The following is a 14,216-nucleotide window of genomic DNA, read 5'->3' as shown; positions in this document are numbered from 1 at the left end:
CTATCTGTAATTTATTGTTTTTATAATTGATTCATATTTAGTTACTAATTTTAAATAGAAACTGAACCACTAAGACTAGCTGGTTTTTTTAAATGGTCTATTTTGTTGTATCACGTAAATATATAGAAACTAAAATTTAGGTTATATAAGAAAAAATAGAGCTATTAGGCTCTATTTTTTCAATGACAAACAATGTGTCGTTCAATGACAAACTATGCGTCGCAAATGACAAACAATGTGTCGCGTGACGAATTAATTACCAGCTTAACGCACCGCCAGTCTGATAATCTGTCACACGCGTTTCAAAGAAGTTCTTCTCTTTGCGTAAGTCCATCATTTCAGACATCCACTGGAATGGGTTATTCACACCAGCAAATTGTTCAGGTAAGCCTAACTGGCTTAAACGACGGTTACAGATAAACTTCAAGTATTCTTCCATCATTGCAGCATTCATGCCCAATACACCACGTGGCATGGTGTCACGAGCGTATTCGATTTCAAGCATAGTGCCTTCAAGAATCATCTGAATGATTTCTTCTTGGAATTCTGCCGTCCAAAGATGTGGGTTTTCAATCTTGATTTGGTTAATCATATCGATACCAAAGTTCAAGTGCATCGATTCATCACGCAAGATGTATTGGAATTGCTCTGCAACACCGTTCATCTTGTTACGACGACCCATTGACAAAATTTGGCTGAAACCGCAGTAGAAGAAAATCCCTTCAAGTACGCAGTAGAACGCGATCAAGTTGCGCAGCAAAATTTGGTCGTTTTCAGGTGTACCTGTTTTGAAAGAAGGATCACTTAAAGATTGAGTATACTTTAAGCCCCACGCTGCTTTACGCGCTACAGATGGAACCTCACGGTACATGTTAAAGACTTCGCCTTCATCCATGCCTAAAGATTCGATACAGTATTGGTAAGCATGAGTATGAATCGCTTCTTCAAATGCTTGACGTAAGATGTACTGACGGCATTCTGGGTTGGTAATGTGGCGGTAAATTGCCAATACCAAGTTGTTTGCAACCAATGAATCCGCAGTCGAGAAGAAACCTAAAGAACGCATAACAATGGTACGCTCATCTTCGGTTAAGCCATTTTCAGACTTCCAAAGCGCGATGTCGTGGTTCATGTTGACTTCTTGAGGCATCCAGTGGTTTGCACAACCGTCTAGATATTTCTGCCACGCCCATTCGTATTTGAACGGTACAAGTTGGTTCAAGTCAGCACGACAGTTAATCATAGCTTTATCATCAACTTGTACACGCTGAGCACCCATCTCAAGCTCTTCAAGACCAGGCGCAACGTCTAAGGTTTCTAGAGCGTTAGATGCTCTTGCCAACGGATCGGCTGGATCTGTTGATCGCACTGAACGGGTTCCAGCGGATTGTGGAGCTGCCACATTCTTCTGTGGTTGCTCTGCATCAGATACCAACGGCGCAGCAGGCGCTTTTTGCGGTTCGACGGGCGCAGACTTGTGCTCAGGTGCAGCCGGTTTTTGCGAATCATCTTCTAAATCGTCCCAACTTAGGATAGACATATCAATTCTCTCTTCGTTGCTTTATATCTTTTATGAAGACATCTCAACTAAGAAGATGTCCTACTATACGCTTAATTTGTGTAAGCAAAATTAAGTTTTGTCGATAAATGCTCTAATTTTGTTCGGTAGAGCAAGTGTCCCCACTACTTATTTTGCTTACGCTGTTGATTGCGAATGGCTACAAATGCGTAGACCATTGGCACGTAAAAGAAAACAAAGGAAAAGACCAAAACCGCGAGTCCTAACAGGTAGTTATGAGTCATATGGAGCATGGTATTTTCCTTTTTATCTGGACTAAACTGAAGTAGTCTGATGCTGCTTCAGCCATTCCCAGATATCTTTATTTAACCAACCTTGTCGATTGGTAGAGGTTTCCATAACTAATAAAGAGTCATTGTTATCCATATGTTTTTTAAGTCTTTCTGATACTGCGGAAGCATTACCTTTAGAACAAACAAACCAATATGAATCCATTACCTTGCAATAACCGTTGAAACTTTTAATCTCAGCGATTAAATCTTTGTAATTTTGACCTTCTTTATTTAAGTCATAACTTACAGAATAAACTGTCATTTTGCTTTACCTCGCATATATGTTGGACAGTTGTTACTTAAAAGTCCTTGACGATATTGCGAGATCAGGCGATTATTCACCTGCTTTTTGCGAAGCAATATGTCGAAGAACTTGTTTCTTAGACTGGAAAGGGGATCTGTAGGAGGATTCCCTTTTTTTTTTGTTTAAATTTTTCTCATCAGCTTTGCAGTAGGAGTTGCTTCGCATCTGAGTGAGGTGACTATTTAATATAATCACTACTCTTTTCTTTCAAAACTCTTAATCTCCCTAAATCCCTCTTTAAGAAAGAGGGACTTTCACACCTCAATAAGTTTGGTGTAATTCCCTCCTTTTAGGAGGGGTTAGAGGAGGTTATTACTGACAAGCCTCACAATCAGGATTGTCAATTGAACATGCCATTGGCACTGGTGCCGCTTGTTCAAAACCTTCATCTTCTGCAACTGGCTTTTCTTCCGCTACTGCTGCAACAGGCGCTGCGACTGTAGTTGCTTTAACCGCATTTAATGCACCTGTGTTAATGGTCGATTTCTCAGCCGAAGTTGCACCTAATGCACGGAGGTAATAAGTCGTTTTTAAACCACGTAACCATGCCATCTTATAGGTGATGTCAAGTTTCTTACCATTCGCACCAGAGATGTAAAGGTTTAGAGACTGTGCCTGATCGATCCATTTTTGACGACGTGATGCAGCATCTACAATCCAACGTGGCTCAACTTCAAATGCAGTTGCGAAGATTGCTTTAAGCTCTTCTGGGATACGAGAAATTTTCTGAACTGAACCTTCAAAGTGTTTCAGATCATTAACCATTACAGAGTCCCAAAGACCACGGTCTTTCAACGCACGTACTAGGTATGGGTTGATCACAGTGAATTCACCTGAAAGGTTAGATTTCACATACAAGTTCTGGAAGGTTGGTTCAATCGATTGTGATACACCACAAATGTTAGAGATGGTTGCTGTTGGGGCAATCGCCATTACATTTGAGTTACGCATACCATCTTTTTGAACTTTTGCACGTAAAGTGTCCCAGTCCAAACGCTGTGTGCGATCAACTTCAAACATGCGCTCAGGGCGTGATTTTGCAACGAGGTCAAGTGAGTCAATTGGTAAGATACCTTGATCCCATAATGAACCTTTAAATGTTTCGTAAGTGCCGCGTTCAAGTGCAAGGTCGCTTGATGTTTGAATCGCATAGTAGCTAATGACTTCCATCGACTCATCAGCAAACTCTACTGCTGCATCAGAACCATAAGCCAGTTGCATTTCGTATAGTGCATCTTGGAAGCCCATGATACCCATACCGACAGGGCGGTGTTTCAAGTTCGAGTTTTTCGCTTGTGGAACCGCGTAGTAGTTAATGTCGATCACGTTATCGAGCATACGAACCGCAGTTTTCACGGTACGAGCTAGCTTTTCACGATCTAACACACCACCTTGAACGTGTTGTACAAGGTTAATTGAACCTAAGTTACATACTGCAATTTCATCTTTGCTTGTGTTTAAGGTAATTTCTGTACACAAGTTAGAAGAGTGAACTACACCCACATGTTGTTGTGGTGAACGTAAGTTACATACGTCTTTGAATGTGATCCACGGGTGACCTGTTTCAAACAACATCGACAGCATTTTGCGCCACAAATCTTTTGCACGGATTTTCTTGTGCAACATATTTGTTTCTTTTGCAATTGCTTCATAGTGTGCGTAACGCTCAGCGAATTCCGCACCCATTAAGTCATGTAGGTCTGGGGTTTCAGACGGCGTGAACAGTGTCCATTCAGCATCTTCAAACACACGTTGCATAAACAAGTCAGGAACCCAGTTTGCTGTGTTCATGTCATGGGTACGACGACGGTCATCGCCTGTGTTTTTACGTAGCTCTAGGAATTCTTCGATGTCCAAGTGCCAAGTTTCTAGGTAGGCACACACGGCACCTTTACGCTTACCACCTTGGTTAACTGCAACAGCGGTATCGTTTGCTACTTTAAGGAATGGAACGACACCTTGTGACTTACCATTTGTACCTTTGATATATGAGTTCAAAGCACGAACAGGTGTCCAGTCGTTACCTAAACCGCCAGCCCATTTAGACAACATTGCGTTATCGCGCATCGCGCCATAAATGTCATACAGGTCATCATCAATCGTGGTTAAGTAGCAGCTTGATAACTGCGGACGTAACGTACCTGAGTTAAATAACGTCGGGGTAGATGCCATGTAATCGAAGCTTGACAATAAGTTGTAGAACTCGATTGCACGTTCTTCACGGTTTTCTTCGTTAAGGGCAAGACCCATCGAAACACGCATGAAGAATAATTGTGGTAATTCGAAACGTACGCCATCTGAATGGATGAAATAACGGTCAAATAAAGTTTGTAGACCTAAGTATGTAAATTGGTTTGAGCGTTCAGGTTGAATCGCAGCAGCCAATTTTGCAAGGTCAAAGTTAAGTAGTTCTGGTGAAAGTAGGTCTAGCTCAATACCTTTTTTAAGGAAAGTTTCTAGAGCATCACCTTCAACGGTATCTTCAGACAAGCCAAGGAAGGTTAAACCTGTTGCAACTAACTCATCACGAAGTAGGCGAGCCGTTACGTAAGTGTAGTTTGGTTCTTGCTCAATACGGGTACGCGTTGCCATCATCATCGTAGTCGAGATGTCTGATTCTTTTACACCGTTATAAAGGTTTTTAATGGTTTCATCGATAATGGCTTGCGCATCAATACCTTCTAAACCTTCAGCTGCTTTGTTGACTTTAGCTTGGAGCGCGCTCAAGTCTAATGGCTTAAGTTGGCCGTCTTGTGCAGTGATTTGCAAGGTCGGATGATGATGAGCACCTGTTTGCTGACGAGCAGATGCACGTTGTTCACGATAAATCACATAGGCACGCGCAACTTTCTGTTCGCCAGTACGCATGAGTGCCAATTCCACTTGGTCTTGGATTTCTTCAATATGAATTGTACCGCCAGAAGGTAAACGACGGTTAAAGGTATTCATCACCATTTCAGTAAGTTGTGAAATGCGGTCATGAATACGGCTAGAGTCGGCACTTTGTTGTCCTTCTACCGCTAAAAAGGCTTTACCAATTGCGACAGAAATTTTTTCGGCATCAAAAGCAGCAACATCACCAGTTCGTTTAATCACCTGAAGTTGCCCAGGGGTGGATGTGATTACGCTCATGTCAGCATAGCTCCATTGTCATCTATTGTTATGTTTATGGACCATTTGAACTGGGCAAAAAGTGTGCCACAGTGTTTGAGGAATAAACACAAGACTTAGTGGTTTAAAATTGAATTGAACACAAGATACGGGAAAATTGAGGGTAGATCAATATTGACATTTTGCTAAAAATTTTTCTGATTCCTGTCAAAAAAAATTAGCTCAAATTTCCCTATTTTTATGCTTATGGTTTAAGCCTTATTAGACAAGGGCATAGCATAGCAAAGCTCTATTTATCTGCTTATAGATAACCTTGTGGATAAGTAAAAAAGAATAAAACTGATCAGACAGTTTATGATCAATTGCCTGATTTGATTAATAATTATTCATTTTGTAATGAGATGTGTGTAATTGAGTTCAAAAAATGACAAACTGAAAAAGCCAATTAATTCAACGATTAAAAAATATTACAAAAAGCTACTTAGATGTATCAGTTTGGTGAATAGCATCTTGTTTACAATGTAAACGTGTGTATATTGCAAAATTATATTACGTCGTATCTGTCGGATTTTTAAAAGATACGCTTCATCCTATTGAAGGGGCAGTTTATGAGCCAAGAAGAAAAGTTACCGAAAATTTTAATTGTAGAAGATGATGAGCGTCTTGCACGTTTAACCCAAGAGTATTTAATTCGTAATGGATTGGAAGTTGGGGTAGAACCAGATGGCAACCGTGCCATTCGTCGTATTATTGCTGAGCAACCAGATTTAGTGGTGCTCGATGTAATGTTACCTGGTGCAGATGGTTTAACCATTTGTCGTGAAGTGCGTCCACATTATCATCAACCAATTTTAATGCTTACCGCTCGTACTGAAGATATGGATCAGGTGCTTGGCTTGGAAATGGGTGCAGATGACTACGTGGCTAAACCAGTTCAGCCGCGTGTTTTACTTGCGCGTATCCGTGCGTTATTACGTCGTACCGATAAAGCTCCAGAAGATGAAGTGGCACAACGCATCGAATTTGACGATTTGGTGATTGATAACGGTGGTCGTTCAGTCACGTTAAATGGTGAATTGGTTGATTTTACCAGCGCTGAGTATGACTTGCTTTGGTTGTTGGCTTCAAATGCAGGACGTATTTTATCGCGTGAAGACATTTTTGAACGTCTACGTGGTATTGAATACGATGGTCAAGACCGTTCAATTGATGTTCGTATTTCGCGTATTCGTCCAAAAATTGGCGATGATCCAGAAAATCCGAAACGAATTAAGACTGTGCGTAGTAAAGGCTATCTTTTTGTTAAAGAAACCAACGGAATGTAATTTACATCACTCTTGATTCACACAGGACATTTTCGTGTTTAAACACAGTATATTCTTGCGCATCTATGCAGGTCTGGTTGTGCTGGTTGCAATCGTGGCGCTGTTTGCTTATTTGCTGGTGCAAATTATTAATTACCAGCGTGCGCAAGAATATCGTGAGTCTTTAACTGATGGTATTTCATTTATTATCAGTGAGGGGATTGCGCGTCAGCAGACAGTCCAACAAAAGGTAGACTGGATTTCTGATGCTTCAGACTTGTTAGAGTTGCCGATTTATTATGTCGATGCTAACAAGGTTGACCTTTCGCGAGCTGAACAAAAACGTATTAGTCAGCAAAAGGCTGCTGTGCGTTATGATGCGCAAAACTCAATTGCTTATATTATTATCGGCTTAAAAAATGATACCGATCACTATCTATATGTAAAGGTAGATAAAATTGGTGAGCGTCAAATGAAAGCGCTGCCTATTTTTATTCTGGATTATCTGGTGTACTACCCAGGACAGGAAAAAGAATATCTGGAGAAAATTCAGAAGCATTTTTCCTATCCAATTGAAATTGAGAAAGTACAAAATCTTCCTTTAGATTCAGAGCAAATTGGGCGTTTACGCTTAGATCATAGCATTATCTTATATCGTGATAGTGCCACAGTACGCGGCACAACTATTTCGATTGTTTCTCCTATTCCAAGTACGCCATCTGAGGTTTTGGTGCTTGGACCAGTGCCTTTGTTTAACTGGATGCCATTCCAATTGGCTGCGGGCATTACTTTACTCAGTTTATTTGTCTTGAGCTTGGGCGTTTATGGTCTGATATTGCCTATGCAGCGTAAGATTCGCGAAGTGAACTATGCATTAAATCGCATGAAATCTGGCGATTTGAGTCTGCGCTTACCGATTGATGGTACTGACGAAATGGCAAGCTTGGCATCAAGCTATAACAGTATGTCAGACCATATTCAGCGTTTGATTGAAGCACAGCGAGAATTAATGCGTGCAGTTTCGCATGAGCTCAGAACGCCTGTGGCACGTATTCGATTCGGTATGGAAATGCTGGCTGAGGAAGATGATTATGAGTATCGCATACAGCAAGTCGACATGATTGATAAAGATATTGAGGCACTAAATACTTTAATTGATGAAATCATGACTTATGCCAAGTTGGAGCAGGGCACACCTTCGCTTGATTTTGAAAAAATTGTGTTGGCTGAAGTGCTTGAGCAAGTTGCTACAGAAACGGAAGCATTGAAAACACAAAAAGAAATTATTGTAGAAGCTCCCTTACCAACTGTTGTTGCAGATGCAGAGCGCCGTTACCTACATCGTGTGGTGCAAAATTTGGTGGGAAATGCAGTACGTTACTGTGATCATAAGGTTGTGATCAGTGGTGGCATAACCGATGCGGGCATGGCTTATGTTTGCGTTGAAGATGATGGTCCTGGTATTGCTGAAGATGACCGTAAACGCATTTTTGAGGCTTTTGCTCGTTTGGATGATAGTCGTACCCGTGCCTCAGGTGGTTACGGTTTGGGGCTTTCTATTGTGAGTCGTATTGCTTATTGGTTTGGTGGACGTATAGAAGTTGATGCGAGCCCAACTTTAAAAGGTGCTAGATTCACCATGAGTTGGCCTGCAAAGCGTTTCGCGAAGACGAATAAAAAGAAATTAGGGTCCAAAGAAAGTTTGGATAATTAAGTTCTTATTTTTAAATTATTGATAAGCCCAGTATTGCTCTTAAAGAGGTTTAACTGGGCTTTTATCTACTTGTATTTATAGAGTTTTAGTCCAAAATGCTGGCGTCTGGTTCAATAATTTGTTTGCCGCTCTTGAGACTTTCTAATGCTTCTTGATTGAAATCGATTAATAACGAATTGTTTACTGTATCAATAGAGTGACCTGTAATTAATTTTTGGTCTCCGTTTAATGTTTCCACTTTATAGTCATCTACTATGTTGAATATTCCGTCTAAATTGGTCGTAGTTGAAGCGCGATCCTGACGGAATAACTCATAGACGTCACGTAGATCAAATATCGCATTGTTTGCATCAGGATGCTTTGTAATATAGTTTTCAATATGACGAATGAGCAGTTGTGCAAACAAGTAATAATTTGGTTTATGAGTGAATTCTAAATTCATATGGTTGCTCCTTATTATTTGTTTTACATGATGATATAGGAATACCATAATCATGATCTTTGCGTAATTTTAGTCGTGTAGCAGTGTTGTAAATAAAAAAAGAATTTGTTTAAAAGTGGTTCCGTCATCTTGGTAGTTTTTACTCCAAATTTATAAAACACCTAGAGTGTGATATTGGATTATTTCTGAATTACCAGTATTGTCAAAATTTGCTGTCTGGCTCGACAAATAAAGGATTTCAGCAATTCAGCTTTGCACAGAAATCCACATTAAATGAAAGCCATGTTGAAAAAAATGATGGAATTTTATTTTTTTATTCAATAAAGCGATAGTGGGGTGGGTTTCAGTGTTTTATGCGTAGAAATATAGAAAAAAGCTCAAAAAATCATCCAAAAGACTAAGACCTATAAACTAGCAAGTGAAATCATAAATCAGGTACAATTGGCGGGATTAATTTTGTGTTTGGTGTATTTGAAGGCCAATACATACATTCTTTGTTAATAAATAGGCCTGCCAGGAGTTATCCCCGCATGAGTGCCATTACTCCATACGAATGGGCAATTATTGCCTTCGTGATCGGCGTTACATTTCTTTGTGCTTTTATGCTCACAGTTCCATTACTCCTTGGGGGTAAGTCATGGGGCCGTGCTAAACAAGAGCAGTTTGAGTCAGGCGTAGTGGGTGCAGGTGGTGCACGTATTCGCTTGTCTGCAAAGTTCTATTTGGTTGCTATTTTCTTCGTGGTTTTTGACTTAGAAGCGCTTTATCTTTACGCATGGTCTACTTCTGTACGTGAAGTGGGCTGGTTTGGTTTTACAACTGTTGTAATTTTTGTGGTCGATTTATTGATTGCATTGGTTTATGCAGTTTCAGTGGGTGCGTTGAATTGGGCACCTACAGACCGTCGTAAAGCTGCTGGTAAAGTGATTAAAGTTGGCTCTCCAAATATGAATATTGCTGACATTACACGTTTTAACTCTATTGAAGAATTGGTAACAGACCCTACGGGTCATATCCCAGCTCAATCATCTGGTCGCGTGAAAGCAAAATCACCGACTGTCTCATCTGATAAGGAGTAACTCGGGATGAAATATACCTTAACCCGTGCGAATCCGAATGCTGATCAATATCCACTTCAGGAGCGTCAGATCGTTACCGATCCGCTTGAAGAAGAAGTGAATAAGAATGTGTTCATGACTCGTTTAGAAGACGTGTTACACACAGCAGTAAACTGGGGACGTAAGAACTCAGTTTGGCCGTTTAACTTTGGTACATCTTGCTGTTACGTAGAGTATGCAACGACCTTAACTGGTGTGCATGACTTATCACGTTTTGGTGCTGAGGTAATTCGTGCTTCACCACGTCAGGCAGATTTGATGATTGTGGCAGGTACATGCTTTGTTAAGATGGCGCCTGTTATTCAGCGTTTGTACGAGCAAATGTTAGAGCCTAAATGGGTAATTTCAATGGGTGCTTGTGCAAACTCAGGTGGTATGTATGACATCTACTCTGTAGTGCAAGGTGTCGATAAAATCATTCCTGTCGATGTGTACATCCCAGGTTGTCCGCCACGTCCAGAAGCATTAATCCAAGCATTAATGTTGTTACAGGACCAAATTCAATTAGAGCGTCGTCCGCTATCTGCCGTGATTGGTGATGATCTTCAGCCAGTATATAAGCCAAAGATGATGCCAGAGCGCGATCGTAAGAATGCACAGCGTATTGCGGTGAAAAACTTACGCTCTATGGATGAAATTAAATAATTTTAACGATGAATGTTTGATGCACCCGAGATGGGTGTAATTGTCGTTAAGGTTGACTGAATTTGTATTAAATAGGAAGCCAAGCCAATGGCTGAAACTGACATTGCTATGCCAGAATCAACAGCAGTTGATTCACGCCCAGCATTTGCAATCATAGAAGAACTTAAAACCAAATTTGGTGAGAACTTCTATGTGCAAACGACTCGTGAAGATTTTCCAACGGTCTGGGTTGAGCGCGCACGCGTACAAGAAGTTTTAATGTTCTTGCGTACAGTGTCACGTCCTTACGTGATGCTGTTTGACTTGTCTGCGGTAGATGAGCGTTTACGTACTCACCGTGACGGTTTGCCTGCGTCTGACTTTACAGTGTTCTATCACTTATTGTCATTAGAGCGCAATACGGATATTCGTATTAAAGTTGCATTGAATGAGAGTGATCTCAATATTCCAACTGCAACTAATATCTGGCCAAATGCAAACTGGTACGAGCGTGAAGCTTACGATATGTTCGGCATTAATTTCGAAGGGCACCCAATGCTCCGTCGTATTTTGTTGCCAACCTATTGGGAAGGTCATCCGCTACGCAAGGAATACTCTGCACGTGCTACGGAATATACACCGTACATGCAGAACCAAGCGAAACAAGACTTCGAGCAAGAGCACTTGCGTTTTGTCCCTGAAGATTGGGGTCTAAAACGCGGAAATGCTGACGAAGACTTCATGTTCCTGAACTTAGGTCCTAACCATCCATCTGCGCACGGTGCATTCCGTGTGATCTTGCAGTTAGATGGTGAAGAAGTGAAAGACTGTGTGCCTGATATCGGTTATCACCACCGTGGTGTGGAAAAGATGGCTGAACGTCAAACTTGGCATTCATTCATTCCGTATACAGACCGTGTTGACTACTTAGGTGGTTGTGCGCAAAACATGCCATACGTGATGGGTGTTGAGCAGCTTGCGGGCATTCAAGTGCCTGATCGTGCGCAATGTATCCGTGTCATGATGTCTGAGTTGTTCCGTATCAATAACCACTTGTTATATATTGGTACTGCAATTCAGGATGCGGGTGGTATGACCCCTGTATTCTATATGTTCGCTGACCGTCAAAAAATCTATGACGCAATTGAAGCGATTACAGGTTACCGTATGCACCCAGCATGGTTCCGTATCGGTGGTACGGCACATGATCTTCCAAACAACTGGCAGCACTTGATTCGTGAAATCCTTGAATGGATGCCTAAACGTTTGAAGGAATACCATACAGCAGCGCTTAAAAACTCTGTATTTGAAGGTCGTACCCGTAATGTTGCGCAATACGATGCAAAATCTGCATTAGCTTGGGGTGTAACAGGTACAGGTCTTCGTGCAACAGGTATCGACTTTGACGTTCGTAAATACCGCCCATACAGTGGTTATGAAAACTATGACTTCGAAGTGCCAGTAGAGTACGAAGGCGATGCTTATGCGCGTGTTATCGTTCACTACCGTGAAATCGAACAGTCGTTGAAAATCATCAAACAGTGCTTGGATAACATGCCATCTGGTCCATACAAAGCGGATCACCCATTGGCTGTTCCACCACCAAAAGACAAGACTTTACAAGATATTGAAACCTTGATTACGCACTTCTTAAGCGTATCTTGGGGTCCTGTAATGCCTGCTGGTGAAGCCTCTGTGATGGCTGAAGTGGTGAAAGGTGCAAGTAACTACTACTTGACTTCTGACAAGTCGACTATGAGTTACCGTACCCGTATTCGTACACCAACTTTCACCCATTTACAGCAAATGCCTTCAGTGATTAACGGCAGTCTGGTATCTGACTTGATCATTTATTTGGCGACAATTGACGTCGTAATGGCTGACGTGGATCGCTAAGGGGTAACGCATTATGATGATTTTGACTGATAAAAAGCCACGTGTGAACGTTGAAGGAATTTTGACTGCGGAAGAAATTCACGATATCGAACATCACATTGATCACTATCCGTACCCACGTGCAGCCTGCCTTGACGCGCTGAAGTGTGTACAACGCCGTAATGGTTGGGTAGATGATGCGCAAATGAATGCGATTGCTCAAATGCTTAGCATGAGCGTTGCAGATCTTGAAGGTGTTGCAACATTCTATAACCGTATTTACCGTCAACCAGTAGGTCGTCACGTAATTTTGCTTTGTGACTCGATTGCTTGCTTCTTGATGGGCGCGGAAACATTGGCTGAGGCATTCCAGCGTGAGTTGGGTATTCAGTTTGGTCAAACGACTGCAGACGGTCGTTTTACTTTGTTACCAATTTGTTGCCTAGGCAACTGTGACAAGGGTCCAACACTGATGATTGATGAAGACACACACGGTCTAGTTGAAGTGACTTCAGTGAAACAGTTATTGGAGAAGTATGTATGAATACCGAACCAAAACCAATTTATGGCGACGGTAACCCAGAAACTCATCCATTAACTTGGCGTTTGAGTAAACAAGAGTTTGTTCGTAGTGCAGATGACTATGAAGCGCTTGAAGGTTATGCGGGCTTTAAAAAAGCATTAACCATGCCGCCAAAAGATGTGCTTGAAGTTATTAAAGCTGCAACCGTTAAAGGTCGTGGTGGCGCGGGCTTCCCAGCAGGGATCAAATGGTCACTGATGGCACCAAATGACAACTCAGGTCCACGTTACCTGATTTGTAATGCCGATGAAATGGAACCAGGTACCTTTAAAGACCGTTTGTTGATGGAAAAACTTCCTCATCAATTGATCGAAGGGATGTTGATTGCGGGTTATACCCTTGAAGCAACGCATGGTTATATCTTCATCCGTGGTGAATACATTGAAGCTGCTCAATACTTAAATGAAGCATTAGAGCAAATCCGTGCCAAAGGTTACTTGGGTGAAAACATCCTTGGAACTGGCTGGAACTTCGAAATGCATGTGCATACCGGTGCGGGTCGTTATATCTGCGGTGAAGAAACTGCATTGATTAACTCGCTTGAAGGTCGTCGTGCCAACCCACGAACTAAACCGCCATTCCCGCAAGTTGCAGGTGCTTGGGGTCGTCCTACGATTGTCAACAACGTAGAGACTTACAACAACTTACCAGCAATCATGCTGCGTGGTCCTGAATGGTATATCAACCTTTCTGCTGGTAAATCGAAAGATCCAGGCACCAAAATTTATGGTGCATCAGGTAAGGTTAAATTCCCTGGTTTATGGGAACTTCCATTTGGTACGACTGCACGTGAAGTGATCGAAGAGCATGCGGGTGGTATGCGTGATGGTCTTAAGTTAAAAGCTTGGTTACCAGGTGGTGCATCTACAGACTTCTTGGCTGCTGAACACATTGACCTTCCTATGGATGCGGAGAGCATCATGAAAGCAGGTTCACGTTTAGGTACATGCTTGTTGATGGTGGTTGATGAAACTCAATGTATGGTTTCTGCTACACGTAACTTAGAAGAATTCTTTGCACGTGAGTCATGTGGTTTCTGTACGCCTTGTCGTGATGGTTTACCTTGGGCGGTTAAAGCGCTTAAAGCATTGGAAGATGGCACGGGTAAGAAAGAAGATATCGATCACTTACAAGAACTGACGCGTAAGTTGTGGATTGGTAAAACTTTCTGTGCACATGCTCCAGGTGCAATGGAACCGTTAATGGGCGCACTTAAATATTTCCGTAGCGAGTTTGAAGCCAAGGTAGTAGATGCTGCCGCTCGAACTAGCAACGTAGAACAAGCTTAAG

12 protein-coding genes are annotated in these 14,216 nt (G+C 41.7%); 7 read left to right on the top strand and 5 right to left on the bottom strand.

Going from position 1 to position 14,216, the window contains the following annotated elements; all coding sequences use genetic code 11:
• Nucleotides 1-256: 256 nt before the first annotated feature.
• From I593_RS02645 to I593_RS02635, 4 genes are all read right to left on the bottom strand, one after another.
• On the bottom strand, nucleotides 257-1,540 hold the full coding sequence (locus tag I593_RS02645; protein WP_016166035.1) for a ribonucleotide-diphosphate reductase subunit beta: 1,284 nt from the start codon (nucleotides 1,538-1,540) through the stop codon (nucleotides 257-259).
• A gap of 143 nt (nucleotides 1,541-1,683) precedes the next feature.
• A complete protein-coding gene (locus I593_RS20750) occupies nucleotides 1,684-1,812 on the bottom strand; it encodes a hypothetical protein (RefSeq protein WP_016166034.1) in 129 nt (42 codons plus the stop codon).
• Nucleotides 1,813-1,834: 22 nt separating this feature from the next.
• The gene (locus I593_RS02640) at nucleotides 1,835-2,113 is read right to left on the bottom strand and encodes a hypothetical protein (protein ID WP_016166033.1); all 279 of its coding nucleotides are present in this window, start codon (nucleotides 2,111-2,113) and stop codon (nucleotides 1,835-1,837) included.
• Between the two features lie 354 nt (nucleotides 2,114-2,467).
• Nucleotides 2,468-5,287 carry a ribonucleoside-diphosphate reductase subunit alpha gene (locus I593_RS02635; protein ID WP_016166032.1) on the bottom strand — a complete coding sequence of 940 codons (2,820 nt, stop codon included), beginning with the start codon at nucleotides 5,285-5,287 and terminating at the stop codon, nucleotides 2,468-2,470.
• Nucleotides 5,288-5,874: 587 nt separating this feature from the next.
• On the opposite strand from I593_RS02635, the gene bfmR reads away from it, so the two are divergent.
• A complete protein-coding gene (gene bfmR, locus I593_RS02630; RefSeq protein ID WP_016166031.1) occupies nucleotides 5,875-6,591 on the top strand; it encodes a response regulator transcription factor BfmR in 717 nt (238 codons plus the stop codon).
• Between the two features lie 34 nt (nucleotides 6,592-6,625).
• The gene (gene bfmS / locus I593_RS02625; protein WP_016166030.1) at nucleotides 6,626-8,284 is read left to right on the top strand and encodes a sensor histidine kinase BfmS; all 1,659 of its coding nucleotides are present in this window, start codon (nucleotides 6,626-6,628) and stop codon (nucleotides 8,282-8,284) included.
• A gap of 85 nt (nucleotides 8,285-8,369) precedes the next feature.
• On the opposite strand, the gene I593_RS02620 is transcribed toward bfmS, so the two are convergent.
• The gene (locus tag I593_RS02620; protein WP_016166029.1) at nucleotides 8,370-8,726 is read right to left on the bottom strand and encodes a hypothetical protein; all 357 of its coding nucleotides are present in this window, start codon (nucleotides 8,724-8,726) and stop codon (nucleotides 8,370-8,372) included.
• 530 nt (nucleotides 8,727-9,256) lie between these two features.
• On the opposite strand from I593_RS02620, the gene ndhC reads away from it, so the two are divergent.
• From ndhC to nuoF, 5 genes are all read left to right on the top strand, one after another.
• Nucleotides 9,257-9,805, top strand: coding sequence for an NADH-quinone oxidoreductase subunit A (ndhC, locus tag I593_RS02615; protein ID WP_016166028.1), 549 nt, complete (start codon nucleotides 9,257-9,259; stop codon nucleotides 9,803-9,805).
• A 6-nt stretch (nucleotides 9,806-9,811) separates the two neighbouring features.
• The gene (locus tag I593_RS02610; protein ID WP_016166027.1) at nucleotides 9,812-10,489 is read left to right on the top strand and encodes a NuoB/complex I 20 kDa subunit family protein; all 678 of its coding nucleotides are present in this window, start codon (nucleotides 9,812-9,814) and stop codon (nucleotides 10,487-10,489) included.
• Nucleotides 10,490-10,576: 87 nt separating this feature from the next.
• The gene (nuoC, locus tag I593_RS02605; RefSeq protein WP_016166026.1) at nucleotides 10,577-12,364 is read left to right on the top strand and encodes an NADH-quinone oxidoreductase subunit C/D; all 1,788 of its coding nucleotides are present in this window, start codon (nucleotides 10,577-10,579) and stop codon (nucleotides 12,362-12,364) included.
• 13 nt (nucleotides 12,365-12,377) lie between these two features.
• On the top strand, nucleotides 12,378-12,887 hold the full coding sequence (gene nuoE / locus I593_RS02600) for an NADH-quinone oxidoreductase subunit NuoE (protein WP_016166025.1): 510 nt from the start codon (nucleotides 12,378-12,380) through the stop codon (nucleotides 12,885-12,887).
• A complete protein-coding gene (gene nuoF, locus I593_RS02595; protein ID WP_016166024.1) occupies nucleotides 12,884-14,215 on the top strand; it encodes an NADH-quinone oxidoreductase subunit NuoF in 1,332 nt (443 codons plus the stop codon). The genes nuoE and nuoF overlap by 4 nt, the downstream gene beginning before the upstream one ends.
• The last annotated feature ends 1 nt before the right edge of the window (nucleotide 14,216 follow it).

The organism is Acinetobacter tandoii DSM 14970 = CIP 107469 (assembly GCF_000400735.1).
In the GTDB taxonomy this organism is placed as follows: Bacteria; Pseudomonadota; Gammaproteobacteria; order Pseudomonadales; family Moraxellaceae; genus Acinetobacter; species Acinetobacter tandoii.
The sequence above is the reverse complement of the archived record's forward strand: the minus strand, read 5'-3'. Positions and strand labels throughout refer to the sequence as shown.

Excerpts from the sequence above, each read along its gene's own strand:
- bfmR (WP_016166031.1), top strand. The coding sequence starts at position 5,875 with ATGAGCCAAGAAGAAAAGTTACCGAAAATTTTAATTGTAGAAGATGAT.
- I593_RS02610 (WP_016166027.1), top strand. The coding sequence starts at position 9,812 with ATGAAATATACCTTAACCCGTGCGAATCCGAATGCTGATCAATATCCA.
- nuoF (WP_016166024.1), top strand. The coding sequence starts at position 12,884 with ATGAATACCGAACCAAAACCAATTTATGGCGACGGTAACCCAGAAACT.
- I593_RS20750 (WP_016166034.1), bottom strand. The coding sequence starts at position 1,812 with ATGCTCCATATGACTCATAACTACCTGTTAGGACTCGCGGTTTTGGTC.
- nuoE (WP_016166025.1), top strand. The coding sequence starts at position 12,378 with ATGATGATTTTGACTGATAAAAAGCCACGTGTGAACGTTGAAGGAATT.
- nuoC (WP_016166026.1), top strand. The coding sequence starts at position 10,577 with ATGGCTGAAACTGACATTGCTATGCCAGAATCAACAGCAGTTGATTCA.
- I593_RS02620 (WP_016166029.1), bottom strand. The coding sequence starts at position 8,726 with ATGAATTTAGAATTCACTCATAAACCAAATTATTACTTGTTTGCACAA.
- I593_RS02640 (WP_016166033.1), bottom strand. The coding sequence starts at position 2,113 with ATGACAGTTTATTCTGTAAGTTATGACTTAAATAAAGAAGGTCAAAAT.
- I593_RS02635 (WP_016166032.1), bottom strand. The coding sequence starts at position 5,287 with ATGAGCGTAATCACATCCACCCCTGGGCAACTTCAGGTGATTAAACGA.
- I593_RS02645 (WP_016166035.1), bottom strand. The coding sequence starts at position 1,540 with ATGTCTATCCTAAGTTGGGACGATTTAGAAGATGATTCGCAAAAACCG.
- ndhC (WP_016166028.1), top strand. The coding sequence starts at position 9,257 with ATGAGTGCCATTACTCCATACGAATGGGCAATTATTGCCTTCGTGATC.